We start from the raw sequence: 24,223 nt of genomic DNA, 5'->3' as shown, positions 1-24,223 counted from the left end.
TCTGCTAACGACATTCGCATCGCAACGTTCATATCAGGCGTGGGTGGGGCAGGTGGCCAGAGCCATATACGCCAGCGGTCTTACTGCTGTTTGAATGCAAACGGCGGACAAGCGGCCCAGACTGTTTGAGCGCAGCGAGTTTCTGGGCCGCTCGCCGTGCATTTTAACGGCGCTTGAACGCTTGGCGTGTGGCATCGGCCGCCTGTCCCACCCGCGCCGGGTTTGATGCATCACATTCAAATAGAACTGCTGCCGGTCCAAGCCGGCGGTTGACAAACCTCTCGGCCTGGCCGTAGTATCCCGCGCAGAGCATGCCACCGCCGTGCCGTTTCCGGCGATGGGCATTCAAGAAATACTGGAGAATGGATCGATGAGGCGTAAAAGCTATCAGTGGCCGAAAATGCTTTTAGGATTTTTCGCCTGGTGTCTGCTGCCGGTATCCATGGGCCTGGCCCAGGAGTGCCTCTCCTCGTCGCCCACGACCCTGAGCGGCAAAAAGAGCTACGACCCCATCGAAACACGCGAGCTCACCCCCGACGAGCATCGGCAGACGGTTACCCTGTTCAAATCGTTGGCAGGGGATTGGCGCGGTACGGCCGACACCTTTTTTTGCCGGAGCATTTCCGATCCCCGGGACGTGGAGTACGGCCGTCTCGAGGTCCGGGCCGATGTGGATGTGGACTACTACGGCAACCTGTTGATGGCCGCCGACTTTTACGATCCCGTGAACCGCACCCGCCATCAGGAGACCCTGCGCCTCTATTTGAACAACAACCGGCTGCGCATCGACCACGACACCGGGGCCGGCGACGTGGAGTTGATCGAGCTGGGCGATCAGGTCGTCGCCTTCCTTTTTCGCCGGGTGATTCCCACGGGCGGTACGTCAGGCTCTTCTAGAAGCGAAACCTTTTTCACCTTGCGCGCCGGGCGGCAATCCCTGACCATCGAACAGCAGGTTTACGTCCAGGCCAAATTGAGCTCCGGACACGTCTGGCGATTGCAGCGATGATGCAATTCCAAAATAAATTGGCATCTTTCAGAGGAGCGGCCTTTTTATGAACCGGGTCCTGCGCCATATTGCCGGTATCGCCGCCGTCCTGGTGATTGCCCTGGCCGGCGCGGCGCCGGCGGAGAAGACGCCGATGCGGACAGTGGTCGATCTCACCGGACGGATCGTGAACGTGCCCCATGATCCCCGCCGGGTTGTGGCCCTGGCACCCAGCGTCACCGAAATCGTCTTTGCCCTGGGCCGGGAAGATCGGCTCGCCGGGGTGACGCGCTTCAGCAACTACCCGCCCGCGGCCCAACAACTGTCCAAGATCGGCAGTTATATCCATCTGGATGTCGAACGCATCGTGGCCCTGCGGCCCGACCTGTGCATCGCGGTCAAGGACGGCAATCCCATTGCCGCGGTCGAACAGCTGGAAGCGCTCGGTTTGCCGGTCTTCGCGGTCAACCCACTCGACCTGGAAACCGTGATGCAGAGCGTCGAGGCCATCGGTGGGTTGATCGATGCGGCGGCCGTGGCACGGGACGTGGTGGCTGACATGCGGCAACGCATCGTCCGGGTGGAAGCGAAGGTGGCCCAGACGCCCTTACGGCCCGGCGTCTTTCTTCAAATCGGTATCTCTCCCATCGTTTCGGTGGGCAGTTCCACCTTTATTCATACCCTGATCGAAATGGCCGGAGGCACCAATTTGGCGGCCGGGCCTACCCCCTACCCGCGATTTTCCAGGGAACAGGTGATCGCCCTGGCGCCGGAGGTGATCGTCATCTCCTCGATGGCCCGCGATGCGGTCTTCGAGCAGGTCAAGGCCGAATGGATGCAGTGGCCGGTGATTCCGGCCGTCCGACGGAATGCCGTGTTCATCGCCCCGCCGGATCTGTTCGACCGGCCTTCGCCCCGGCTGGTCGATGCCCTCGAAGTGCTGGCCGGCCTGATCCATCCCAACCTGTTCGAGGCACGGCCATGACCAACGCCGCTACTTCCGTCACCCGGCGCATGGTGGTGGTGCTGGGGCTCCTGACCGCCGTGCTGCTGTTGGCGCTGTATCTCGGACTGGGCGCCGGCTCCACCGGGGGCGGATTCGGCGCGGTCCTGCGGAGCCTGGCCGGCAGCGGCGAGGACAAGCTGCTGCATGACATCATCTGGCGGTTGCGCCTGCCGCGGGTGCTGCTGGCGGCCCTGCTCGGCGCCACCCTGAGCCTGGGCGGCCTGGTGTTTCAGGCCCTGCTGCGCAATCCCCTGGCCGAACCTTACATCCTGGGGGTTTCGGGCGGATCGGCCATCGGCGCCATCATCGGCATCCTCATGGGCCTGGCCCGCTTTCCCGGCGTGTGGCTGAGTGCCTTTGCCGGCAGCCTGGCCACCCTGGGCGTGCTGTTTCTAATGGCCCCGGGTCGCTCGTTCGTGCGCGCCAACACCCTCTTGCTCTCCGGGGTGATGGTCAACGCTTTTTGCGCGGCGGTGATCATGTTCCTGGTCTCCATGGCCCAGGACAGCCGGCTGCACAACATCATCTTCTGGCTCATGGGAGACCTGGCCGCCGCCACAAATGCGAAAGTCGGCGGGCTGGCCCTGACCGTGATTCCCTGTTTCGTGCTCATTTTTATGCGTTCCCACGCCATGAACCTGCTGGCCCTGGGCAGCGACATGGCCCACAGCATGGGGGTCAACATCCGGCGCACCACAGCCCTGCTGTTGGCCGTCACCTCCCTGATGGTCAGCGCCACCGTGAGCTACTGCGGCCTGGTGGGGTTCGTGGGGCTGGTGATGCCCCACATGCTCCGTTTGATCCTGGGCCCCGACCATCGGGTGCTGGTACCGGCCTGCATCCTCGGCGGGGCGGCTTTCATGGTGGTATGCGACGTGCTGGCCCGCACCCTCCCCTCCCAGGGCGAAATGCCCGTGGGCGTGGTGTCGGCCATGATCGGAGCGCCGCTCTTCATCTATCTGTTGCGTAAGTCCAATAACGGCTGAAAGTGGAACGATGGCTGACCCCCCCCAATCCATAGCCGTAGAAGTCCGGGCAGTGGGCCATGCCTTCGACGGGCAGGCGGTGCTCGCGGACCTGAGCTTTCAGGTGCCGACGGGCGGCTTTTTCATCATCATCGGCCCCAACGGATCGGGCAAGACCACCCTGCTCAAGCTGACGGCCGGGCTGCTGACCGTGCAGGCCGGTCAAATCGCGGTCCATTCTCGTGCGATAGGCGATTACACCGCCCGGGAGCTGGCCCGCCGCATGGCCTATGTGCCCCAGAGCGTGCCGGTCACCTTTGCCTTCACCGTGCTTCAGGTAGTGATGATGGGCCGCGCCCCGCATCTGGGCATGCTCGGCTTCGAAGGCGAACAGGATCTGACACAGGCCTGGGAAGCCATGCAACTGGCCGGCGTGGCCCACCTGGCCGACCGCCGCCTGGATCAACTCAGCGGCGGCGAGCGTCAAAGGGTCTTCATCGCCCGGGCCATCTGCCAGCAGCCCGAGATCATGCTGCTCGATGAACCCACGGCGGCTCTGGATCTGGCCCATCAGGTGCGTGTGATGGATCTCATGGCACGGCTCAAGACCGAAGAGGGCATGACCGTGGTCATGGTCTCCCACGACCTGAACCTCGCGGCCATGTATGCGGACCGACTCCTGTTGCTCGATCGGGGCCGCCTTGCCGGCATCGGCCCGCCTGCAGAGGTGCTGCGCTTCGATCTGCTCGAACGGGTCTATGGCTGTACCCTGCTCGTGGACAAAAGTCCCCTGGGGGACTATCCCTCCGTCCACCTTGTGCCGGGCAGGTATCTGAATCGATAGCGTCGACTTCTGCCGTCTTGACAATCGCCTCTCAAATACGTTAGGGCCATGTGCATATTGTATGTTCAGGTGCTCCTGCCGGAGCTGAAGAGGGAACCCCGTGAAAATCGGGGACGGGCCCGCCGCTGTGACCCCGCCCGATGCAGAACGCATCGGGGACCCCATGCGCCCTGTGTGCCACTGTTCGATATGGATGGGAAGGCCGCGTGTGGGGCGGGGAAGTCAGAAGACCTGCCTGGACAAATGTGGCCAGTTGCATGGCGAGGACCACCATTGGCCGAACGGATCGAGCGGATAAAAAGGGACATCCCGGATCGAGGGTTTCATCGGTCCGGGATTTTTTATGCCGGACCACCACGGGGCGATGCTTGGTAAGCTTTGCTTAAAGCGCCTGAAACGGAGGACGAGAAGATGCACGGTGTGATGAAAGTGGTTGCGGCGGCGTTGATATTGACCGGGGGTGCCTGGGGCTCGGTCCAGGCGGAACAGACCGAATCGCAGGAAACGAAAGTGGCGATGGAAGAGGTGGTGGTGACGGCCAGCCGGGAGGCGGAGCCGACAGCCAAAGTGCCGGCCCATGTGACGGTGATCGATGCGGAAACGATCGCACGTTCCAACGCCAAAAATGTGCCGGAGGTACTGTCGTCGGCCGGATTGCATGTCAGCGATATCGGGGGGAACCAGCGTGCCTACATCGTTGACCTGCGAGGTTTCGGTGAAGTGGCGCAACAGAATCTACTGGTCATGGTCGATGGCCGCCGGATCAATCAGGCCGATCTGAGCGGTACGGACTGGACCCTGATTCCATTGGATCGTATCGAACGCATAGAGGTGCTGCCGGGCTCGAGAGGAACGATCCTGTATGGCGACAATGCCACTGGAGGCGTGATCAACATCATTACCAAGACGGGCACCGGCCTCGAAGGTCGAGTCGCCGCGCAATACGGCAGCTATGAGACTTATAAAGGCTCGGCCGGCTTCAGCGGCGCCAAGGATATCTGGTCCTTCGATATGTCGGCCACCTATCTGGACTCGGATGGGTATCGGGACAACAGTCAAACCGAAGCCAAAGATGTTGGCGCCACCCTGCGGATCGACCCCAGCGAGTCGGTCAGTATTGACTTGAGCGGGGGTTACCACAAGGACGAAACCGGCCTTCCCGGCGCATTGCTGCAAACCGACATCGATGCCGGCGCCGAGCCGACCGACACGGTCCATCCCGATGATTTTGCCGACACCGAAGACTACTATGCCAAAAGCGGACTTGAGCTTTTTTTCCTCACCAACGACGCCTTTCGTTTGGATCTCTCCTATCGAAAGCGCTCGGTGGACCAGTATGCCTCTTTTTTCGGCGGCTATTTTAACGGTGACACCCGAATTGAAACCATTGCCGTTTCGCCGAGGTTTACATTTCAGGAGGATTTCGGCGAGGTTTCCAACCGGCTCATCATGGGAGGCGATTTTTCCTGGTTTGAAGAGGATATCGATAACTTTTCCTCTTTTACCGGGGCATCCAGTTATGAACTGAAACGGGAAAATATCGGCTATTTTGTTCAAGACGATCTCGACGTCACCCGTCACTTGACGCTTTCCGGCGGATACCGTTACGAGCGCGCCGATTACAGTTTCTCCTCCGGCTCCCAGGATGACAAAAAATTCGATGAAGAATCCTGGACCGTGGGCATCAACTACGCCTTCGGCATTGCCAAGGCCTATGCCAGTTATGGCACCAGCTTCCGGTATCCGGTGCTCGATGAAATTTTCAATTTCATCGATAATTCAGCGGCCACTGGTTTGAAGCCTCAGAAGTCCAACAATATCGAGGTGGGGGCCATGTTCGGCCTGATCGACGGCATGACCTTCGCCGTCAACATTTTCCGTTTGGAAACCGAGGATGAGATTTTTTACAATCCCGCCGGCGGCCCATTCGGTTTCGGCGCCAATGAAAACCTTGACGGCGATACCGTTCGCCAGGGGATCGAGGTGAGGTGGGACTACGCATACAAAGGATGGCTGGCCGGGGCCGCTTACACCCACATGAAGACCGAAATCGATGGCGGCGCATATGACAGCAGCGCAATTCCCAATGTACCGGAGAATCGGATTTCGGCCAATCTGGGCTATGCTTTCGACATGGGACTCTTTCTGGGTGTCGATGGCATTTATACGGGCAGCCGCTATCTGATCAGCGATTTCAACAATGCTTTTTCAAAGCAGGACGATTATACGGTGGTCAATGCCAAGATCAAATATGACTGGCGTTGGCTTGGATTTTTTGTCAATTTCAACAACATCTTCGATGAGGACTACGCCTCCTACGGCGGGCTGAACTGGGCCAATATCCCCGGCTACTACCCCTCGCCCGAATTCAACGTCCTGGCCGGCGTGACCGCCCGCTTCGGGTCCATATAGGTTTTTGGGGGCCAGTATGAACGAATTTTTTCGCAGCGGCGGGCCGGTCATGTACCCCTTGCTGGCCTGCTCGTTCATCGTGCTTACTGTGGTGATCGAGCGGGCCATTTTCTGGATCCGGATCGGCCTGCAGCGCAAGCCGGCCCTGGTGGACGAGGTGCTGGAGCTGTGCCGCTCGGGCAACTGGGAAGCGGTGCGGCTCAAGACCATGGGCAGCCGCGATTTTGTGGTGCGCATCCTGGTGACCGGCATCCTGCACCGCGAATTTTCCATGGTCAAGGCCATGGAGTCGGCCGCGGCCGACGAAATCCAGCGCATGCGGCGCACCATGACCGTGCTCGACACCATGATTACCGTGGCGCCGTTGCTCGGCATCTTTGGTACGGTGACCGGCATCATCACCTCGTTCGAGATGCTTGGCGCCAGCGGCATCGATCATCCCGAGGCGGTCACCGCAGGTGTGGCCGAGGCGCTGATCACCACGGCCACCGGACTGGCCATCGCCATTTTTTCGGTGTTTCCATTCAACTACTTCAATTCCAAGGTGCGGCGGGCCACCCTGGAGATCGAAAAGTACGCCACCAGCCTGGAAATCGTGTATGAAAAGCTGGTGCATGGGCAAGTCTCCTTCAGATTGAAAACAGAAGATCCGACCGAGCCATGAAGATTCAACCCATCGAAACCCGATCGCCGCGCATCGAGATGCTGCCGCTCATCGATGTGGTCTTCCTGTTGCTCGTGGTTTTCATTTACGCCATGCTCTCCATGGCCGTGCACAAGGGGCTGCCGGTGGCCCTGCCCACATCGTCGTCGGCCGAGCTGGACCGGACCGCGCCGGTATCGATTACCGTAACGGCCGGCGGCGACATTTTTGTCGACAAGGTGCCGGTGGCTCTGGCCGACCTGACAGCGTTGCTCCGGCAACGCACCGAAGCCGAGCGTGAAACCGGGGTGCTGCTCTTTGCCGACCGGAATCTGCCCTACCAGACCCTGTTCCGGGTGCTCGACGAGGTGCGCCGGGCCGGGCTGACCCGCATCAGCCTGCAGGCCGAATCCGAGAGGACGCCATGAAGCGCTGGATCGTTCCCGTGCTGATGGCCCTGGCGTGCCACGCGGTTTTTTTCAAACTCGATCTGGTAGCCACGCCGCCGGTCATGGCCATGCACGAAAACCGCACCATCACCATTTCCCTGGTCCAGGTACCGGCGCCCGCCGCTCCCAAACCGGTTCGACCGTTGCCGGTGGATGCACCCGATCCCATCGCGCCGATGGCTCCACTGGTGCCCAAGAAGGCGCCGCCGGTGAAACCCGAACCGCTCCCCAGGCCCGAACCGGCCCCCATGGCGGTGCCCACTCCGGAACCGGCCGCCTCCCAGGTATCGCAGACGCAACCGACACCGGTAGAACCGGCGGCCGGAGCCTCATCGCCGGAAAATGCCTCCCCTTCTGCAGAGGCCCAAATGCCGGGTCCGGACCAGGCCGAGGTTCAGGCATCGGTCCCCCTCTACCACCTGAACCCGCCGCCGGTGTATCCGGCCGTGGCCCGCCGAAGAAACTACCAGGGCACCGTGCGGCTCGATGTGCTCGTGGATCGGCAGGGGCGTGCCGCCCAGGTCCGGCTGGCCGAGAGCTGCGGCTATGCCATGCTGGATCGTAGCGCCGTTAAAAGCGTGGGCCTGTGGCGATTCGAACCGGCCCGCCGTTTCGGGCGGCCCATCGAGATGTGGGTCCGGGTGCCGGTTCGGTTTGAGCTGCGCTAAGCCCTGTCCAAAAAGAAAGATGGGATGCGGCGGTTCGTCCGCATCCCGAGGGCATAAGGAGGGGCTTTTTGCCGCGGAGGCCGGCAAAACAGGAAGTTGGTGTTTAAAAGGTATAAGCGATGCTGATGCCGCCGTAGGTGTTGACGTCCACGCCCGAGCCGTACTCGCCGTCGTCCGGCAGCGCATCGTCATCCAGAGAATCTGTGTAATTGATGTTGGCACCCAGGCTCAATGCTTCCGTGAGGGCATAAGACACGCCCAAGGACAGGGTGTAGTCGTAAAGGCCGCTGTCCGTACCGCCGTAGTACTCGGCAAAATCCTCGTCCGCGTAGCCTGCGCGGGCACCGATCTCTAAGCTGAGCTTTTCCGCCAGATCCATGGCATAGGTGAGCGCCAGATCGGCATAGTAGCCATCCACCTCATCGAAATCGTAGTAAAAGTCGGCTCCTACGGACAGGCCGCCGATGATCGGATGGCTGAGGCTCACGTAGGCCTCATGGGTGCTGCCGCTGGCTACCGGGAACAGATATTCGATCAGACCCAGGGTGATGTCGAGACTCTGGACGCTGAAGCCATAGTAGACGGTCAGATCGACTTCGGAGAATTCGTTTTCATCCAGGGTGTCGTCATAGTCGTCGAGGTCGAAATTGCCCCAGACATTGACACCGAAACTGCCGTTGGTGACGTCGATGCTCGGTTGGGCCACCACGCCGTCATTGAAAGTGATGCCGCGCCATACGTATGCCGAGTTGACATCCATGCTCAGGGTTGCATCCGCTGCCCAAATCGTACTACTTGTCAAAACCATTGCCAAAGCGATAACAGGAATAAGTCGTTTCATGGTGTGTGGTTCTCCTCATTGTAAAATTTAACGGGTTGTTATGATGATATGGCGTGCCGACCGGCGTCGCGCCTGGCGATCGTGGGAACGTTCGAGCGGCGGTGTCACCTCCTTTCCAGCGCAATCCAGCGGCCCACATTTCCGACGACAGTTGATCCCATTCGAAGCAAGTTGCGCGCCAACCCGGCTTAGGGCGATTGGAAGAAATGTTTATTGCAAAAAATATCAATTCGTTAACATAAAATCGGTACCTATGCACGCTAATTGTTATTGTATAGTAAAAAAACAAAAATGTAGTTAATTTAGCATAAAAATACATATTTGTTTTGCTCGTTGCGGTTGACTTCAGACTAAAAAGAGGATGGTCGGAATGCGAAATTATGCCCAGGATGGCGTCCCATGGCTCGTCGCCCACCGTGGTGCGCGAGATGAAGCCCCTGAAAATACCCGTTCGGCATTCGACCGGGCGCTGGCCTACCCCATCGACGGCATCGAGCTCGATGTGCAGATGAGCGCCGATGCCGTGCCGGTGATCTATCATGATGCGACCCTGTGGCGTATCATGCGCCGTCGGCGCCGTGTGGCGAAGATGACCGCCCCACAGTTGGCCGAGCTCGACTGGGGCCGATGGTTTCATGCCGATTTTACCGGCGAGCCGTTGCTGACCCTGGAGCAGACCCTCTCCCGGTTCGCCACCCGAACCCGCCTGCTGATCGAAATCAAGGCGCTACCCAAAGTTGACAACCATCGTCTGACGCACCAGGTGGTGGCCCAACTGGCCAACCTGCCCCATGGGACGCCGCCGGCCAATATCTTTGTGCTCTGCTTCGATCTGGCGTTGTTGCGCCTGGCCCATGGCCTTGCCCCCCAATGGCGTTATGTCTATAACGTGCCGGGGCGGCAACCCGAAACCGTCTTGCGTCTCGCGGACAAGGAGGTCGACTTTCTGTGGGCCATCGACGTGCCCATCGGCCGGCTCTCCCAACGGCTGGTGGATTGGGCCGCGGATCGCAACCTGAGGGTTTGCACCTATTCCTGTAACACGGCGGCACAGGTGCAAAAGGCCCTGGGGTTGGGTGTGGATGCCATTCTCACCGATCGGCCCGGTTGGCTCACCGGATATTTGGGGCGGCAGAGAGGATAGCGGGCAAATCGGCCAATGGTGGACGGGCACTATCGTACATGGCTGCAGACGTGTCCAATTTCAGGGAAAATCAAAGCCTTGCAGGCCAATTGGCAGGCCTTCAGGCTTCCGGGCAGGCAGAACACCACGCAGGCGCCGATGATGCCGGCCGTGGCGCGCGAAAGGATGGCGGCCGAATCGATCTCTTCGAAACTGAGTTGCGCGAAGATTGGGCCGAAAGCGGTCAGTTCCTTGTTGAACAGCGGCCGGATCGCCTCGATGGTGACGTCTTTGGGGGTGATGCCCGTGCCGCCGGTCACGATGACCGCCTGGGGAGCCGTATCGGCGATGATGTGCAGCAGGGCCTCTCGAATGGCGTCCCGGTCGTCGGGGACCACCTGGTGGGCCACCACGCGGTGACCCTCGCGCTCGGCGCGTTTGGCGATCCACTGACCGGCCGTATCGGTCTCCAGGGTTCGCGTGGTCGATACGCTCAAGACCGCAGCACTCACAGATTCGGGCGCCGCGGCACGGTGTTCGTGGTGTCCCATGATCGATGCCTCAACTTTTTTCCAGGACCACCCGGTCCTCGCCGTCGCACTCCTTGAGCATCACATTGACGGTCTCGGAGGGTTCGGTGCGCACGCAGTGGCCCGTATAGGTACTCTGGATGGGTAGTTCACGGTGGCCGCGGTCGATCAACACGGCCAGTTCGATGCGGGCCGGGCGGCCGTAGTCGATGATCGCATCCATGGCCGCGCGAATGGTGCGGCCCGTGTAGAGCACATCGTCGACCAGAATGATTTTTTTGCCCTCGACCGAAAAGGGGATATCCGTGGTTTTGACCACCGGTTGGGCGCTCAACTGGGTCCAATCGTCGCGGTACAGGGTGATATCGATCTCGCCGACCAGCACCTCGGTCTCTTCGAAAGCGCGGATATTGTCCCGCAGGCGCCGGGCCAGGAACACGCCGCGGGTATGGATGCCCACCAGCGCCATGTTGTTGCCCTTGTGCTTTTCCAGAATTTCGTAGGCCATGCGTTTGAGAATGCGGTCGATCTCAACTGCTTCCAGGAGGGTTTGGCTCTTTTCCATGGCAAATTTCCCCGCTGCTCGGATGGTTTCCGACGGTTGGTGAAAAAATCAGAGACGACGCCAGCCTATTGGAATCAATGGATATACCACCTCATATACCATGCCGTGCCTGGTTGGCAACAACTTATGCGTGGGCGTGCCGCACATAGCAGGCGTTTTTCTACAAAAACCGTTTGAATAGAATCGCCGGTCTCATAGCAGCGATCCTTATTGAATGTGATGCAACCTGAAGGGCATGCTTTCCAGAAGTTGTTGGATATAAACTTCGCATGCCAACGGTCATGGCAGGCATGGGTGGGGCAGGTGGCCAGGTCCACATACGCCTGCGGTCCTAGTGCCGGTTTAATGCAAACGGCGGACAAGCGGCCCAGATTGTTTGAGCGCAGCGAGTTTCTGGGCCGCCCGCCGTGCATTTTACCGGCACTTGACCGCTTGGCGTGTGGCATCGGCCACCTGCCCCACCCATGCCGGGTATAAGGAACAGCCTCAGTCGAAATCGCCGGTCCCCTGGGGCGAGGATTGACGTGCACCGGGGCATGGCATAGGATGGCGCTTTTTGGAGCGAGAAACCACCATCATGACGCACACCTTACACCAACCGGCCTTCCTGCCGGCCACCGCCGAGGAAATGGACGCCCTGGGCTGGCGCCCCCTGGATGTGATCCTTGTCACGGGCGACGCTTACATCGATGCGCCCCATGTCGGGGTGGCCCTGATCGGCCGCACGCTGGTGGCGGCCGGATTCCGGGTGGGCATCATCGCCCAGCCCGACCCCCACAGCGGCCGCGACATCACCCGCCTTGGCGAACCCCGGATCTTCTGGGGCGTCACGGCCGGCAGCGTCGATTCCATGATCGCCAATTTCACCCCGTCGGGACGGCGTCGCAAAAGCGACGACATGACCCCCGGCGGGGTCAACGATCGGCGCCCCGACCGGGCGGTGCTGGTTTACAGCCACCTTATCCGGCGCCATTTCAAACAGACCCGGCCCATCGTGCTGGGCGGCATCGAGGCCAGCCTGCGGCGCGTCTCCCACTACGATGCCTGGTCCGACAACGTGCGGCGATCCATCCTGTTCGACGCCAAGGCCGACTACCTGCTCTACGGCATGGCCGACGAGAGCGTCGTAGCGCTGGCCCGCGGCTTGCGTGACCGGGCCGACGTCACTGGTTTGCGCGGCCTGTGCTATATTCGCCGCGAGGTGCCCGAAGCGGATTCCCGATTTCCCGGCGACGATGTGATCCTGCCGCCCCATGCCGACGTGGCGGCCGACCGGGAATCTTACAGCCGCATGTTCGGCCTCTTTTACGTCCATGCCGAGCCGGCCACTGCCCGGCGCCTGGTGCAGCAGCAGGACACCCGCTATCTGGTGCACAACCCGCCGGCCCTGCCGCCCACCCCCCAGGTCCTCGATGCGGTCTATGCCCTGCCCTACACCCGGGCCGTGCATCCCCATGACGCCCGGGCCGGACGCGTGGCCGCCCTGGATACGATTCAGTTTTCGGTCACCACCCACCGCGGCTGTTTCGGAGAATGCCGTTTTTGCGCCATCGCCGTGCACCAGGGGCGCCGGGTGATATCCCGCACGCCGGCGGCCATTGTCCGGGAGGTCGACACCTTCACCCGGCATCCCGACTTCAAGGGAATCGTCTCGGACGTGGGTGGTCCCACGGCCAACATGTACGCCATGGGGTGCGGCCGGACCGACCCGCACGCGCCCTGCCCCCAGAAGGGATGCCTCTTTCCCGCCGTTTGCCGGCGGCTGATCCGGGACCACCGGCCCCAGATCGAGCTGCTGGAGGCCCTGCGCGCCATCCCCGGCGTGCGCAAGGTCTTCGTGGCATCGGGAATCCGCTACGACCTGATTCTCGAAGACCGTCACGCTGGCACAGCCTACCTGGACGTCCTGTTGCGGCACCACATCTCCGGACAGCTCAAGATCGCTCCGGAGCACATCAGCGATCCCCTGCTCCAACGCATGGGCAAGCCCGGACGCCGCTACCTGGACGCGTTCGTGCGCCTGTTCGAACAGCGCAACCGTCAGCTGGCAGCCAAGTGCTTTCTCACCTATTATTTTATGGCCGCCCACCCCGGCTGCACGCTCGAAGAGATGCGCCAACTGCGAGAATACGCCAGCCGCGAACTGCGCCTGGTGCCCGAACAGGTGCAGATTTTCACCCCTTCGCCCTCCAACTACGCCACCCTGATGTATTGCACGGGCAAGGATCCCTTCACCGGAGAGCCGGTGTTCGTCGAAAGAAGTTTGCGCCGCAAGATCGAGCAAAAGGCCGTTCTCGTGAAGGGATCGTCCGGATCCAAGCCGCGTCGGCCGGCGCCGGGTAGAGGCAAAAAAAGAGGCCGCGCGCCGGGTCAGAGCAACGATGCCAGCTTAAAGCGCAGCAGCTGAAAATAGGTCCGGATTCCGGAATGGCCCCAGAGGCGGTCGGAGGCGTCCTTGTGGACGATGAAGATGGTGTCGTCGAAATCCCAGAAGACGATCGTCTTTCCCTTGGGCTTGTATTTGATCAGATCTTCGATGTTGCGCAGGTTGGCGACATGCAGCATGAGATAGTCGGCCCGGGAAGCGTCGATATCCTCGTACAGTTTCCGGGTCAACTGGTCGAAATGCAGGTAGGTCGACGAGGTCAGCCAGAAGACCTGGCCGGTGGGAATCTCCGGATATTTTCGACTCACGTACTTGACCACATCGCTGGAAATGGAGCTGATCAAAACGTCCTTTTCACGGTCCCGGCGCCGGATGTCGGCGACGATCTCATCGACCAGGCGCTGATCTTCGAGAAGGTCGCCCTGGGATTTGATTTCGATGTTGAGCTTCTTTTTCAACACGGCCATGACCTGGTCGTAGGTCACGATCTCGCCGTTGGACAATGCGGCCAGGTCGCTAAAGTCGGTTTCGCCGATGGCCTTCAGGCTGCGGAACAGGCGAAGCATTCGTTTGTCGTGATAGACCACGATACGGCCGTCTTTGGAATATTGTACGTCGAACTCGATAAAGGCGTATTTGTCGTCCTGGTCTGCGGCCTCGAGCGCGGCCAGGGTGTTTTCCCGGTGGTCCACCGATGCCCCGCGATGGGCGCCGGCGGTGCACATGTATTGGTAACGGATGCGGTTGAAGTTGATCTTCTGATCGAGGATGGTATCGAGGCTTTGCACGTAGGGCGGCGTGGCGCAGCCGCCGATCATGGCGGCCAGCAGGACCGTTGCACCCACGGCAATCCATTTAAGCACCATATTAGAAGCCTTTCACTATGATTTCAAACTCAATGTCGTTTGCTTAAGGCGTCCAGGTTTCCATACGGGCGGGGTTAAACCCCGCCCCTACGCCATCGGTAAATGGCAACCGCCTGTGTTGCCACCCAAATTTTGTAGGGGCGGGCTTTACGCCCGCCCCGGCAACCGCTTAAGCTAATGACTTTGACTTCAAACCCCTAAGAACGACGAAGGCCCCCTTGCCGAAGCCGTCTTCGATGGTCTCCTTCGGCTCACCTGGAATCAGGGTCTGCCGGGCGGTCAAGTCCTCGAAACCGGCCTGAATGAGATAATCATGCACCTCTTGCGAGGAGAAGAAAGTGGCGTCCTTGTAAAAGAGGCTCTCATCGCGTCGGTCCATATAGCGTCGGCCCAGTTCGCTCTCTCGGTCCACAAAACCCACGAGAATGCACCCGCCGGGTTGGATGACCCGGAACGCCTCCCGGAAAGACAACTGGATATCGTCCACGAAACAGATGGTGGTGACCATCAGCACGAAGTCGAAGGCGGCATCGGTGAACGGCAGAGCCTCGGCCACGTTGCGATAGACCCGGATGCCGAGCTTTTCGGCCCGGGCCGCCATCTCTTCCGCCGGTTCCACACCGGTCTGGATACCTAACGGCGCGGCGAACTTGCCTGAGCCGACGCCGACTTCCAAACCATTGGCGGCATGGGACGGCATGAGCTGCCGCACGGCCTCCAATTCGGCAAGATAGATGTCGCTGTTGTCTTCAAACCACTGATCATAGTGATCCGCGTGTTTTTCAAAGGGGGCTGTCCTGGGCATGGTGCTGATCGTCTCACTTTTGGTTACATGCTTTCAAATGCGCAACTCCCGCTTGACCACTTTGCCGGCGCTGTTGCGCGGCAGGGCCTCCATGAAGCGGATCTTCCGTGGAATTTTATAGGCCGCGATCCTTCCCTGCAGGGCGGCGGTGAGATCCACTGCTGTAAGGCGGGCCTCTTTCTTAAGGACGACGAAGGCCGCCGGCACTTCGCCGCGCTGGTCGTCGGGCACGCCGATGACGGCCGCCTCGGCCACCTGGGGCAGGGTCTCGATGGCCTGTTCCACCTCCACCGCGTAGATGTTCTCCCCGGCGCAAATGATCATCTCGCTTTTTCGCCCCTCTAAGTAGACGAACCCTTCCGCGTCGCGCCGGCCCAGGTCCCCGGTGTGAAACCATCCCCGGCGCATCACCTGAGCCGTGGCCTCCGGTCGTCGCCAATAGCCGGCGAAGATGGTGGGGCCCTTGACGATGATTTCTCCCACTTCGCCGTCGGGCACCTCCTTGCCCTGGGAGTCCACCAGGCGCAGCAGGGTGTGGAACACCTCCTTGCCGATGGAGCCGGCCTTTTCCCGTGCGTCGGCCAGGTCCAGGGAGGTCAACCGCAAGGTTTCGGTCATGCCGTATCCCTGGGCGAAGTCGACATTTTTCTCCTCCTGGTATTTGCGGATCAGCGCCACGGGCATGGGCGCGCCGCCGGCGATGAAAAATCGGACCCGGGAGAAATCGGCGTCCGACCAGGCGGGCGACTTGGCCATCATCTTGAACATCACCGGCACGGCGAACATGTAATTGATCTCTTCCCGGACGATCAGATGGAGAATGTCCGACGGGTTGTCGAAATCCCGGATCACCAATGATCCCCCCGCATAGATCACCGGCGTGGCCGATGCGGCCAGGGCCCCGATGTGAAACAACGGCGCCACCACCAGGGATTTGCAACGGGCGTCGAGGCCGTAGCTGATCAGCGAATGAATGGCGCCGAAGAGGAAATTTTCATGGGTCAGCACCGCGCCCTTGAGGCTGCCCGTCGTTCCCGAGGTGTACATGATCAGCAGGGGGTCGCAGGGGGCAACGGACGCGTCAGTCCCGAGGGCCGCGGCCGGGGCGCCGTTCTGTTCCGGAAAGGCGGTGGCCGCCGGCATGGCGGCATCGCCGTGCGGCCGGTACATGATGTCCGGATGGTGCTCCCGAATCGCTTCGACCGTCGTATCGAATCGCGGCGCGGAATAGATCAGCACCCTCGGGTCGCAATCGCCGAGGATGCTCACCAGTTCCGGCGCGGCCAGGTTGACGTTGAGCGGTACGATCATGGCGCCGGTCCTGGCGCAGGCGAAAAACAGCTCCAGAAAAGCGCTGGAGTTGACCATCAAGGTGGCGATCCGATCGCCTTTGGCAATCCCCAGGGCGGCGAAGACCCGGGCCATTCGATCCACGCGGGCGGCGAACGTCTGGTTGTCGAGGGTCAACCGATCCTGCGTCAAAAATGGCCGCGACGGATAGGTTCGCGCCCGCTTGTAGATCCAATCTCCGATGTTCATTACCGCATCCGCCGTTGACCGGTTGGTCTTGCCGGTTGGTCCTCGTCCGCATCGGGCCGGCTCAGAACAACGGTGGCGAAGGTGCCGCCGGAGGCAAATCCATTGACCAGCACATGCCCAAGAGATGTGTTCAGAGGCTCCCGAACGAAGTTCAGGTCCGCCATGGGCGTTTCGAGGCCCACGGTCGGCGGCAGGCACCCCTCTTTCAATGCCAGCGCCATCGCCGCGGCCCGCATGCCGCCGCTGGCAAAACTCTCTCCCAGGGCGCCTTTGAGAGAGGTGATCAGGGGGCGCTGCCGGCCCGGCGGGAAAACCCGGATCAAAGCGTCGGCCTCCAGGGCGTCCAGTCGACGGCCGCCGTTGGCGCTGGCACAGACCGCATCGATAGCCCCGGCGTCGATACCGGCCGCCGCAAGCGCCCGTCCGATCGCGAGCACCGGCCCCTCCGGGTCCGCGGGCCAGTCATTGTGAGGCGCCGGCGCGCTGCTCATGCCCCAGCCGCGGATCTCGGCATAGATCCGTGCGCCGCGCGACCTGGCCCTCTCCAGATCTTCCAGGCACACGAGACCGAACCCCTCGCCGATGACCGGACCGTTGCGCCGCGCGTCGAAGGGCCGCACCGCCTCCGCTTCCCCGTCCTGGGGAGACATGGCCTTGAAGTGGCTCAGCACCTCGAAGCAGAATTCGGACAGCACATCGCCCCCGCCCGCCAGGACCGCATCGGCCCGGCCCCGGGCGATGGTTTCCGCCGCGTAGCCAAGGGCGGCCTCGGCCGAGGCTTCGCGGTGGTTGACCGTGGCGTTGACTCCGCGCAGCCCCAGTTCCACCGCCGCATGGCCGGCCGGTGCGTTCATCACCGTGTTGGGCACCAGGATCGGGTTGGCGCGCCGGGGCCCCTCGGTGAAAAGCGCACGGCCGAACTGGGCCGCCACGTCGGTACCCCCGAAGCAGGTGCCCACGATGACCCCGACCCGGTCCCGCTCGGCGGCCTTCATCTGCAGCCCGGCGTCCGCCAGGGCCATCACGGCCGAAGCGGTGGCCATCTGGGACAAGAGGTCCATGCGTCGCAGCGTGGCCGGGGAAATAAAGTCGCGCGGGGTAAACCCCCTGATCTGGGCGGCCAGCCGGGAAGAGAAGCGCCCGGCATCGAACCGGTCGATGGGGGCGATGCCCGTGGCGCCGCCGAAGAGGGCCGCTGAGAAGGCCGGCCCCCCTGTGCCCAGGGGCGTCACAACGCCCACGCCGGTAACGGCCACCCGCTTATGCATGGCCGATCCCCTTTTCGGTGAACTTTCCCAGGATCAAGGCGGTGTTGTTGCCTCCGAAGGCAAACGAGTTGGAGAGGACCACCTTCACATCCGCCCGCCGGGCGCGGCCGATGACGTGGTTCAGGTCGCAGGCCGGATCCGGTGTGTGCAGATGAACCGTGGGCGGCAGGAATTCGTGGGCGATGGCCAGCACCGAGGCCACGGCCTCGATGGCGCCCGCCGCTCCCAGGGTGTGGCCGGTCATGGACTTGGTGGAACTGACCGGCACGACCCCGGCCCGCTCGCCGAACACCTCCCGAATGGCGCGGCTCTCCATGGCGTCGTTGGCCGGCGTGGCCGTGCCGTGGGCATTGATGTAATCCACTTGCCCGGCTGTTACCCCGGCGTCTTCCAGGGCTGCCCGAATGCAAAGCACCGCCCCGCCGGCCTGGGGGTCCGGCGCGGTCATGTGATGGGCATCGCAACTCACCCCGTAGCCGAGCACTTCGGCCAGGATGCGGGCGCCCCGCCGCCGGGCATGGGACAGGGCTTCGAGAATCAGAATTCCGGCCCCTTCGCCCAGGGACATGCCCAAGCGGTGTTGGTCGAAGGGCTTGCAGAATTCGGGGTCCACGGCCTGCAGGGCGTTGAAGGCGGCATAGGTGATGCGGCACAGCGGTTCGGTGCCGCCACAGATCATCAACGGGGCCTGGCCCGACTGGATCATGTCCCGTGCAAAACCGATGGCCGTGGCTCCCGACGAGCAGGCGGTCATGAAGGTGGTTTTGGGGCCCATCAGCGCCAATTGGGTGGCGATGTGGTCGGCCGAACTGGCGCAGCAGAACGCGGCGAAGCGCGAATAGACCGGCTGGCGGTCGCCCTTGAGCCAATGGTCGTATTCCGCCTCGCAGGCCAGCATGCCCCCGGCCCCACCGCCGATGATCACCCCGGTATCATGCCGCAGCGCCTCGGGCATCGGCCACAACCCGGCATCGGCCAACGCCTCTAAAGCCGCCGCCATGGCCAGTTGATCCGAACGGGACATGCGCTTGATGGACAGCGGCTTGGGGATCGATCGGCGGGGATCGAAGCCGTTGACCTGTCCGCCGGTGTGGGTGCGGAACTCATCGGTATCGAACACCGTCACCGGTCCGATGCCGCACACGCCCCCCAGCAGCGCCCGGCGGAAGTCGGCGACACTGCCGGCCGCGGCATTGAGGGTTCCCAGGCCGGTGACGACGACGCGTTCTTGTGTCATGGGTCTCCACGCATTGAAATAGCCATCTTTTTCCTGACGGAGCAGAATTAGTCCAATGCGCCCGGGAGTGTCAAGACGGGTGTGGAAAGGCCGCATTAGATAGCAGCAGTTCAACTGCATGTGATTCGCCTGGAAGGGCATGCATTACAGAAGTTGTTTGATAAAAAACTTCGAATTGCAATGGATATGGCAGGTGGCCAGGGCCATGTGAGCCATGCGGTGTAGTGCCGGTCGAATGCAAACGGCGGACAAGCGGCCCAGACTGTTTGAGCGCAGCGAGTTTCTGGGCCGCCCGTCGTGCATTTTGCCGGCACTTGACCGCTTGGCGTGTGGCATCGGCCAACTGCCTTACCCACGCCTGGTTTAATGAGTGCCCGTCCACAAATAGGCAAATTGGGTCGAGATCAAGGCGCGCGAAAAATTTAACCGCAGGCATATGGTCGATATTCCGAGGATCAAATTTTTCGCGCAACACCGATATCGGGCCAATTGGACATTTGTGGATGGGCACTAATGATTAGCATTCAGTTAGAATCCCTGGCAAGCCAGCGCGCCCATTGACACGCATCGGGCGTTTTGGCATAGATTCGGCGGCAGCAAATTCGAACCCGCCCCATGGCCCGACCACAGAATCAAGGAGACCCAATGAAAGCAACGCGCGACCCGAATCCCGGGTCCCTGCAACACGAGATCGTCTTATCGGACGGCGATGTGTCGATCGATGAGGTGATCGCGGTGGCCTTCGAGGGGCGCCGCGTGCGGCTCTCGCAGGATCCGGCCTATATGGCAAAGCTGCGCAAAAGCCGGGAGATTCTCGAGCGCTCCCTCACCGCCGGGCACCGCATCTACGGCGTCTCCACCGGCGTGGGCTACAGCTCGCATCGCACCGTGGATCCGGACCACCTCCAGGCGTTCGCCTACCAGATCATCCGCCAGCACGGCTGCGGTCTCGGCGAGATGTTTTCCGAGCAGGAGGCGCGCGCCATCGTCTTTACCCGCATCGTGAGCCTGGCCAAAGGCCATTCGGCCGTGCCGCCCGAGCTCCTCGAAGCCCTGTGCGGGCTGCTCAACCAGGGGGTCGTGCCGGTCATCCCCAAGCTGGGCTCCGTGGGCGCGTCCGGGGACCTGACGCCCCTCTCCTATGTGGCGGCCGTGCTGGCCGGGGAACGCGAGGTCTACTACCAGGGCGACATCCTGCCGGCCGCCGAGGCCCTGGAGCGCGCCGGCCTGGGCGTTCACCTTTTGCCCCCAAGGAGTCCCTGGCCATCATGAACGGCACGGCGGTGATGACGGCCATCGGCGCCATCGGAGCCGTGCGCCTGGAACACGCCCTGGCGGCCTGCGAGTCGGCCGCGGCCCTGGCCGCCGAGGTGATGTTCGGCCGCTCCCAGGCCTTTGCCCCCATCGCCCATCAGCTCAAGCACCACCCCGGCCAGATCGCATCGGCCGGCGCCATCCGATCCGCCCTGGCCGGCAGCCGGCTCATCGACAGCGGCAAACACGAGGGGCGCATCATTCAGGACCCCTACTCGATCCGCTGCGCGCCCCACGTGATCGGGGCCGCCCGGGACAGCCTCACCTGGGTGCGCCAGGTCCTCCACCGCGAACTCAACAGCGTCAACGACAATCCCATCGTGGACCTGGAGAACGGAGAAACCCTTTTTGCCGGCAATTTCTACGGCGGCCACGTGGCCCTGGCCATGGACCTGCTCAAGATCGCCGCCGCCTCGGTGGCCGACCTGCTGGACCGCCAGTTCGCCCTGCTGCTCGACGCCCGCCTTAACGAAGGCTTGCCCGAAACCCTGGTGGCGTACGAGGGGTGCGGGGTCAAGGCATTGCAGATCACCAGCAGCGCCCTGACCGCCCTGGCCACCCAGCGCTCGGCGCCCGATACCGTGCTGTCGCGGCCCACTGAGGCCAACAACCAGGACAAGGTGAGCATGGGCCTCAATGCCGCACTCAATGCCGCGGAGGTGATCACCCTGCTGCAACAGGTGCTCTCCGCGCTGCTCGTGGCCCTCTCCAACGCGGCCGCCCTGCGCGATCCGGCCCGGCTCTCGGCCGGCGCCGTGCGACTGCTCGAAGCGGTGCGCGCCCGGTCGCCGGTACTTACCGCCGACCGCCGCCTGGATCACGACCTGAGGCAGTTGACCCAGGCCATCGATGCGCGCGCGCTGTTCCCCAGGTAACCCCCGGCACATTGTCGAACTATCCGTAACGACCGAGTAGATCTGCGAAGACGCAGTCGATAACCCCCATCACAAGGAGAATTCCATGATCATCACATTGTCCGACGGCAGGCGCGTTCCGGTAGAGATGCACCGGGTCAAGATCGTTCAGAAGATCAACCTCATACCGGTCGCCGAACGCCTCGAAGCCCTGCGGGCCGTGGGGTATAACACCTTTCTGCTGCCCAACCGGGAAGTTTTTCTCGACATGCTGACCGACAGCGGCACCAATGCCATGAGCGACAATCAGCTGGCCGCCATGATGGTGGCCGACGATGCCTATGCCGGTTCCGAGAGCTTCTTCAAACTGGCCAAAGTGGTCGAGAAGATATTCGGCTACGCGCACACCCTGCCGGTCCACCAGGGACGGGCGGCCGAACATTTGCTCGCCAAGGTTTTCGTCCAGCCGACCCAGGTCGTCATCACCAATTATCACTTTCCTTCGACCCGGATCCATGTGGACCTGGTCGGCTCCCATATCCTGGACCTGGTGGCCGACGACGCCATGGTGCCGGGCGGCGACAACCCCTTCAAGGGCAATATCGATCTGAACAAGCTGCGCAAGGCCATCGACGATCACGGCGCCGAAAACGTGGCCTTCATCCGCATGGAAGCCACCACCAACCTGATCGGCGGCCAGCCCTTCTCCATGCAGAACCTGCGCGACGTCCGGGAGATCGCCACCCGGCACGGCATCCTGCTGATCCTCGACGGCAGCCTCATCGGCGAGAACGCCTATTTCATCCAGAAGCGCGAGGCCGGCTATGCGGACAAATCCATCCAGGACATACTGCTGGAGATGATGGCCATGGTGGACATCTTCTACATGTCCGGCCGCAAGAGCGGCGGCGCGCGCGGCGGCCTCATCGCCACCAACAACAAACCCCATTTCGACCAGCTGCTCACCTGGCTGCCGGTGTATGAAGGCTTTTCGACCTACGGCGGCATGTCCACCAAGGAGATCGAGGCCATGGCCGTTGGCCTGGAAGAGATGACCCAGACCGAAGTGGCGGGCAGCAGCCCGGAACAGATCCAGTACTTCGCCGAACGGTTGCAGGCCCTGGGCGTCCAGGTCGTCACCCCGCCGGGCGGCCTGGCCTGCCACGTGGACGCGCGGGCCTTCCTGCCCCATGTGCCGCCGCTCCAGTATCCGGCCGAGGCGCTCAATGCCGCCCTGTACCTGGCTTCCGGCGCGCGCGGCGTCGAGCGCGGCACCATGTCCGAGGACCGCGACCGGGACGGCAACGAAATCACGGCCAAAATGGAGCTGGTGCGTCTCGCCATACCGCGCCGCGCCTTTACCATCGGCCACATCGAATACGTGGCCGAGCGGGTCGCCTGGCTCCACCGCCACAGAGAGCTGATCGGCGGCCTGCGTTTCGTGGAGGAGCCGCCGGTGATGCGCTTCTTCTTCGGCAAACTGGAACCGATGGGAGAGGATTGGGGAAGCAACATCGTGGAGGCCTTCAAGGCCGACTTCGGCGATCAATGCTGAGAATCTAATGGTCAACGGTTCCGCACCGATCCGCTGGACCGGTGCGGAACCGGGCGTTCCTATACTCCCCTGTGGGAGGCGACGTTTTCCGCCCGAATCAGATTTTGTCGCCCTTTTTCCAGCAAACGAAAAACAGGATGCCGCTCAAGAGCATGGTATAAAGGATAAGCAAGGGTGATCAGCGAGTTTATTTGTTTCCATTTCCCGGGTGACGCAAGATACGCCTTTACCTTCGAAGCCGGGATTGAAGCATAGATTATCCGATTTACATTCGGCTTTGCGCCGGTCTCCGTTTTCCCATCGATGGATCAAATCAGGTTCCCGGATAAAGGGCCTGCTCATGGAAATATAGTCGGCAATACCTTCGGCAACGATTCTCTCTGCTACCTCGAAGGATCGCAAACCACCCACGAGGAGCAATGGTACGTTTATATCTCTTTTGAATCTGCCCGAGTATTCTTGGAAGTAGGCTTCCTTGTCCACTGTGGTAATACCTGGTCTGCTTGGCGAAAGCCTTCCGGTCCTGATGATACCGCCACTGACTTCGATGGCATCGAATCCCGCATCGGCAAAGCGTCCGGCGGCCTGCAATGAATCGTCGACAGTCAGTCCGTTGTCGATAAAATCCGCACCGTTCATCTTTATCAGAATGGGATAATCTGCGCCGACCATCGCCCTGATGGCCTGGTAGATTTGGAGATGGATCCTGGCCCGGTTTTCGATCGACCCCCCGTATTCATCCTGTCGCCGGTTGTAAGCAGGGGAGAGAAACTGGCTCAAAAGGTAGCCATGTCCTGAATGAATTTCGATGCCATCGAAACCGGCTTTTTGAGCCCTGTTGGCAGCCTGGGCGTAGCAAAACACAAGACGCTCAATTTCCGTAGGGGTGATGCGCTCTATGTTTCCCTGAACATGATCCACGGGATCTGACACGACCAATGCCGGCCGGCCGGTCAACTCAACTTCGGCACACTGCCCGGCATGCGCCAGTTGCACGACGATACGGCCCCCATTTTCGTGGACGGCAGAAACCATTTCACGCAACCCGGGGACGAGTTTGTCATCATGGATGCCCAGCTGCCAGGGCGTGCCCTGGCCTTCCCGAGAAACATAGGCATGGCTTGATATAATCAAACCAACGCCGCCCTTTGCGAGCGAGACCATCATTTCGATCAACTTCGGGGTGACTGCTCCGTCGGTCGTTGCCAGTCCTTCCCAAGTGGCCGCTCGGACAAATCTATTCTTCAGCACCATCCGGTTGATAGCGCTTGGTTCAAATAATTGGTTCAATATCGATCTCCGTCAGTTCTCACTTGAATTTTGACATCGCTGCCTTCGCCAATGACGACCTTCACTATTTCTGCG

Annotated in this window: 22 protein-coding genes and 1 riboswitch; of the genes, 13 read left to right on the top strand and 9 right to left on the bottom strand. The window is 61.6% G+C overall.

The window, feature by feature from the left end; all coding sequences use genetic code 11:
• The first annotated feature begins 370 nt into the window (after positions 1-370).
• From DFT_RS24625 to DFT_RS24590, 8 genes are all read left to right on the top strand, one after another.
• Positions 371-1,009, top strand: coding sequence for a hypothetical protein (locus tag DFT_RS24625; RefSeq protein WP_054034427.1), 639 nt, complete (start codon positions 371-373; stop codon positions 1,007-1,009).
• Positions 1,010-1,055: 46 nt separating this feature from the next.
• Entirely contained in the window at positions 1,056-1,973 is a 918-nt protein-coding gene (locus DFT_RS24620; RefSeq protein WP_054034425.1) for an ABC transporter substrate-binding protein, read from the top strand.
• Positions 1,970-2,980, top strand: a complete 1,011-nt coding sequence (locus tag DFT_RS24615) for a FecCD family ABC transporter permease (RefSeq protein WP_054034423.1) — start codon at positions 1,970-1,972, stop codon at positions 2,978-2,980. Before DFT_RS24620 ends, DFT_RS24615 begins: the two co-directional genes overlap by 4 nt.
• Before the next feature lie 10 nt (positions 2,981-2,990).
• Entirely contained in the window at positions 2,991-3,803 is an 813-nt protein-coding gene (locus tag DFT_RS24610; protein WP_054034421.1) for an ABC transporter ATP-binding protein, read from the top strand.
• Positions 3,804-3,853: 50 nt separating this feature from the next.
• A riboswitch (cobalamin riboswitch) is annotated at positions 3,854-4,056 on the top strand.
• 158 nt (positions 4,057-4,214) lie between these two features.
• Entirely contained in the window at positions 4,215-6,215 is a 2,001-nt protein-coding gene (locus DFT_RS24605) for a TonB-dependent receptor (RefSeq protein ID WP_054034419.1), read from the top strand.
• 16 nt (positions 6,216-6,231) lie between these two features.
• The gene (locus DFT_RS24600) at positions 6,232-6,879 is read left to right on the top strand and encodes a MotA/TolQ/ExbB proton channel family protein (RefSeq protein WP_054034417.1); all 648 of its coding nucleotides are present in this window, start codon (positions 6,232-6,234) and stop codon (positions 6,877-6,879) included.
• Positions 6,876-7,286 (top strand): ExbD/TolR family protein, encoded by a 411-nt coding sequence (locus DFT_RS24595; protein WP_054034415.1) that lies wholly within the window; start codon positions 6,876-6,878, stop codon positions 7,284-7,286. Before DFT_RS24600 ends, DFT_RS24595 begins: the two co-directional genes overlap by 4 nt.
• Complete coding sequence (locus DFT_RS24590) at positions 7,283-7,975, top strand: energy transducer TonB (protein WP_054034413.1); 693 nt, start codon at positions 7,283-7,285, stop codon at positions 7,973-7,975. Before DFT_RS24595 ends, DFT_RS24590 begins: the two co-directional genes overlap by 4 nt.
• Positions 7,976-8,078: 103 nt before the next feature.
• On the opposite strand, the gene DFT_RS24585 is transcribed toward DFT_RS24590, so the two are convergent.
• A complete protein-coding gene (locus tag DFT_RS24585) occupies positions 8,079-8,816 on the bottom strand; it encodes an MltA-interacting MipA family protein (protein ID WP_054034411.1) in 738 nt (245 codons plus the stop codon).
• 370 nt (positions 8,817-9,186) lie between these two features.
• On the opposite strand from DFT_RS24585, the gene DFT_RS24580 reads away from it, so the two are divergent.
• Positions 9,187-9,960 carry a glycerophosphodiester phosphodiesterase gene (locus DFT_RS24580; RefSeq protein ID WP_054034409.1) on the top strand — a complete coding sequence of 258 codons (774 nt, stop codon included), beginning with the start codon at positions 9,187-9,189 and terminating at the stop codon, positions 9,958-9,960.
• Positions 9,961-9,989: 29 nt separating this feature from the next.
• Here DFT_RS24580 and DFT_RS24575 read toward each other — a convergent pair whose 3' ends face one another.
• Positions 9,990-10,490: a MogA/MoaB family molybdenum cofactor biosynthesis protein gene (locus tag DFT_RS24575; protein ID WP_054034407.1), complete on the bottom strand. Its 501-nt coding sequence runs from the start codon at positions 10,488-10,490 to the stop codon at positions 9,990-9,992.
• A 10-nt stretch (positions 10,491-10,500) separates the two neighbouring features.
• Complete coding sequence (pyrR, locus tag DFT_RS24570; protein ID WP_054034405.1) at positions 10,501-11,034, bottom strand: bifunctional pyr operon transcriptional regulator/uracil phosphoribosyltransferase PyrR; 534 nt, start codon at positions 11,032-11,034, stop codon at positions 10,501-10,503.
• Between the two features lie 556 nt (positions 11,035-11,590).
• Between pyrR and DFT_RS24565 the strand changes: the two genes are divergently transcribed.
• Positions 11,591-13,441, top strand: coding sequence for a YgiQ family radical SAM protein (locus DFT_RS24565; RefSeq protein WP_235506323.1), 1,851 nt, complete (start codon positions 11,591-11,593; stop codon positions 13,439-13,441).
• Here DFT_RS24565 and DFT_RS24560 read toward each other — a convergent pair.
• From DFT_RS24560 to DFT_RS24540, 5 genes are all read right to left on the bottom strand, one after another.
• Entirely contained in the window at positions 13,405-14,286 is an 882-nt protein-coding gene (locus DFT_RS24560; RefSeq protein ID WP_054034403.1) for a glycerophosphodiester phosphodiesterase, read from the bottom strand. The genes DFT_RS24565 and DFT_RS24560 overlap by 37 nt on opposite strands.
• 169 nt (positions 14,287-14,455) lie before the next feature.
• The gene (locus DFT_RS24555) at positions 14,456-15,091 is read right to left on the bottom strand and encodes a class I SAM-dependent methyltransferase (protein WP_054034401.1); all 636 of its coding nucleotides are present in this window, start codon (positions 15,089-15,091) and stop codon (positions 14,456-14,458) included.
• Between the two features lie 33 nt (positions 15,092-15,124).
• Positions 15,125-16,630, bottom strand: coding sequence for an AMP-binding protein (locus DFT_RS24550; protein ID WP_054034399.1), 1,506 nt, complete (start codon positions 16,628-16,630; stop codon positions 15,125-15,127).
• Positions 16,630-17,898, bottom strand: a complete 1,269-nt coding sequence (locus tag DFT_RS24545; RefSeq protein WP_054034398.1) for a beta-ketoacyl-[acyl-carrier-protein] synthase family protein — start codon at positions 17,896-17,898, stop codon at positions 16,630-16,632. The genes DFT_RS24550 and DFT_RS24545 overlap by 1 nt, the downstream gene beginning before the upstream one ends.
• Positions 17,891-19,135 (bottom strand): beta-ketoacyl-[acyl-carrier-protein] synthase family protein, encoded by a 1,245-nt coding sequence (locus DFT_RS24540; protein WP_054034397.1) that lies wholly within the window; start codon positions 19,133-19,135, stop codon positions 17,891-17,893. Before DFT_RS24540 ends, DFT_RS24545 begins: the two co-directional genes overlap by 8 nt.
• Positions 19,136-19,780: 645 nt before the next feature.
• Here DFT_RS24540 and DFT_RS27090 point away from each other — a divergent pair.
• The 3 genes from DFT_RS27090 to DFT_RS24520 all read left to right on the top strand — a co-directional run bounded on the left by DFT_RS27090 (position 19,781) and on the right by DFT_RS24520 (position 22,858).
• On the top strand, positions 19,781-20,407 hold the full coding sequence (locus DFT_RS27090; RefSeq protein ID WP_054034394.1) for an aromatic amino acid lyase: 627 nt from the start codon (positions 19,781-19,783) through the stop codon (positions 20,405-20,407).
• A complete protein-coding gene (locus tag DFT_RS27085) occupies positions 20,404-21,324 on the top strand; it encodes an aromatic amino acid ammonia-lyase (RefSeq protein WP_054034392.1) in 921 nt (306 codons plus the stop codon). Before DFT_RS27090 ends, DFT_RS27085 begins: the two co-directional genes overlap by 4 nt.
• Positions 21,325-21,409: 85 nt before the next feature.
• Entirely contained in the window at positions 21,410-22,858 is a 1,449-nt protein-coding gene (locus tag DFT_RS24520; protein WP_054034390.1) for a tryptophanase, read from the top strand.
• A gap of 144 nt (positions 22,859-23,002) precedes the next feature.
• Here DFT_RS24520 and DFT_RS24515 read toward each other — a convergent pair whose 3' ends face one another.
• Positions 23,003-24,148 (bottom strand): NADH:flavin oxidoreductase, encoded by a 1,146-nt coding sequence (locus tag DFT_RS24515; RefSeq protein ID WP_054034389.1) that lies wholly within the window; start codon positions 24,146-24,148, stop codon positions 23,003-23,005.
• Between the last annotated feature and the right edge of the window lie 75 nt (positions 24,149-24,223).

The sequence above is a fragment of the Desulfatitalea tepidiphila genome, from assembly GCF_001293685.1.
Classification (GTDB): domain Bacteria; phylum Desulfobacterota; class Desulfobacteria; order Desulfobacterales; family Desulfosarcinaceae; genus Desulfatitalea; species Desulfatitalea tepidiphila.
Note: the sequence above shows the minus strand (reverse complement) of the source record. Positions and strands in the feature narration are given on the sequence as shown.

What these genes read in the sequence shown, in the direction of transcription:
- DFT_RS24625 (WP_054034427.1), top strand. Translation starts at nt 371, where the DNA reads ATGAGGCGTAAAAGCTATCAGTGGCCGAAAATGCTTTTAGGATTTTTC.
- DFT_RS24620 (WP_054034425.1), top strand. Translation starts at nt 1,056, where the DNA reads ATGAACCGGGTCCTGCGCCATATTGCCGGTATCGCCGCCGTCCTGGTG.
- DFT_RS24615 (WP_054034423.1), top strand. Translation starts at nt 1,970, where the DNA reads ATGACCAACGCCGCTACTTCCGTCACCCGGCGCATGGTGGTGGTGCTG.
- DFT_RS24610 (WP_054034421.1), top strand. Translation starts at nt 2,991, where the DNA reads ATGGCTGACCCCCCCCAATCCATAGCCGTAGAAGTCCGGGCAGTGGGC.
- DFT_RS24605 (WP_054034419.1), top strand. Translation starts at nt 4,215, where the DNA reads ATGCACGGTGTGATGAAAGTGGTTGCGGCGGCGTTGATATTGACCGGG.
- DFT_RS24600 (WP_054034417.1), top strand. Translation starts at nt 6,232, where the DNA reads ATGAACGAATTTTTTCGCAGCGGCGGGCCGGTCATGTACCCCTTGCTG.
- DFT_RS24595 (WP_054034415.1), top strand. Translation starts at nt 6,876, where the DNA reads ATGAAGATTCAACCCATCGAAACCCGATCGCCGCGCATCGAGATGCTG.
- DFT_RS24590 (WP_054034413.1), top strand. Translation starts at nt 7,283, where the DNA reads ATGAAGCGCTGGATCGTTCCCGTGCTGATGGCCCTGGCGTGCCACGCG.
- DFT_RS24585 (WP_054034411.1), bottom strand. Translation starts at nt 8,816, where the DNA reads ATGAAACGACTTATTCCTGTTATCGCTTTGGCAATGGTTTTGACAAGT.
- DFT_RS24580 (WP_054034409.1), top strand. Translation starts at nt 9,187, where the DNA reads ATGCGAAATTATGCCCAGGATGGCGTCCCATGGCTCGTCGCCCACCGT.
- DFT_RS24575 (WP_054034407.1), bottom strand. Translation starts at nt 10,490, where the DNA reads ATGGGACACCACGAACACCGTGCCGCGGCGCCCGAATCTGTGAGTGCT.
- pyrR (WP_054034405.1), bottom strand. Translation starts at nt 11,034, where the DNA reads ATGGAAAAGAGCCAAACCCTCCTGGAAGCAGTTGAGATCGACCGCATT.
- DFT_RS24560 (WP_054034403.1), bottom strand. Translation starts at nt 14,286, where the DNA reads ATGGTGCTTAAATGGATTGCCGTGGGTGCAACGGTCCTGCTGGCCGCC.
- DFT_RS24555 (WP_054034401.1), bottom strand. Translation starts at nt 15,091, where the DNA reads ATGCCCAGGACAGCCCCCTTTGAAAAACACGCGGATCACTATGATCAG.
- DFT_RS24550 (WP_054034399.1), bottom strand. Translation starts at nt 16,630, where the DNA reads ATGAACATCGGAGATTGGATCTACAAGCGGGCGCGAACCTATCCGTCG.
- DFT_RS24545 (WP_054034398.1), bottom strand. Translation starts at nt 17,898, where the DNA reads ATGCATAAGCGGGTGGCCGTTACCGGCGTGGGCGTTGTGACGCCCCTG.
- DFT_RS24540 (WP_054034397.1), bottom strand. Translation starts at nt 19,135, where the DNA reads ATGACACAAGAACGCGTCGTCGTCACCGGCCTGGGAACCCTCAATGCC.
- DFT_RS27090 (WP_054034394.1), top strand. Translation starts at nt 19,781, where the DNA reads ATGAAAGCAACGCGCGACCCGAATCCCGGGTCCCTGCAACACGAGATC.
- DFT_RS27085 (WP_054034392.1), top strand. Translation starts at nt 20,404, where the DNA reads ATGAACGGCACGGCGGTGATGACGGCCATCGGCGCCATCGGAGCCGTG.
- DFT_RS24520 (WP_054034390.1), top strand. Translation starts at nt 21,410, where the DNA reads ATGATCATCACATTGTCCGACGGCAGGCGCGTTCCGGTAGAGATGCAC.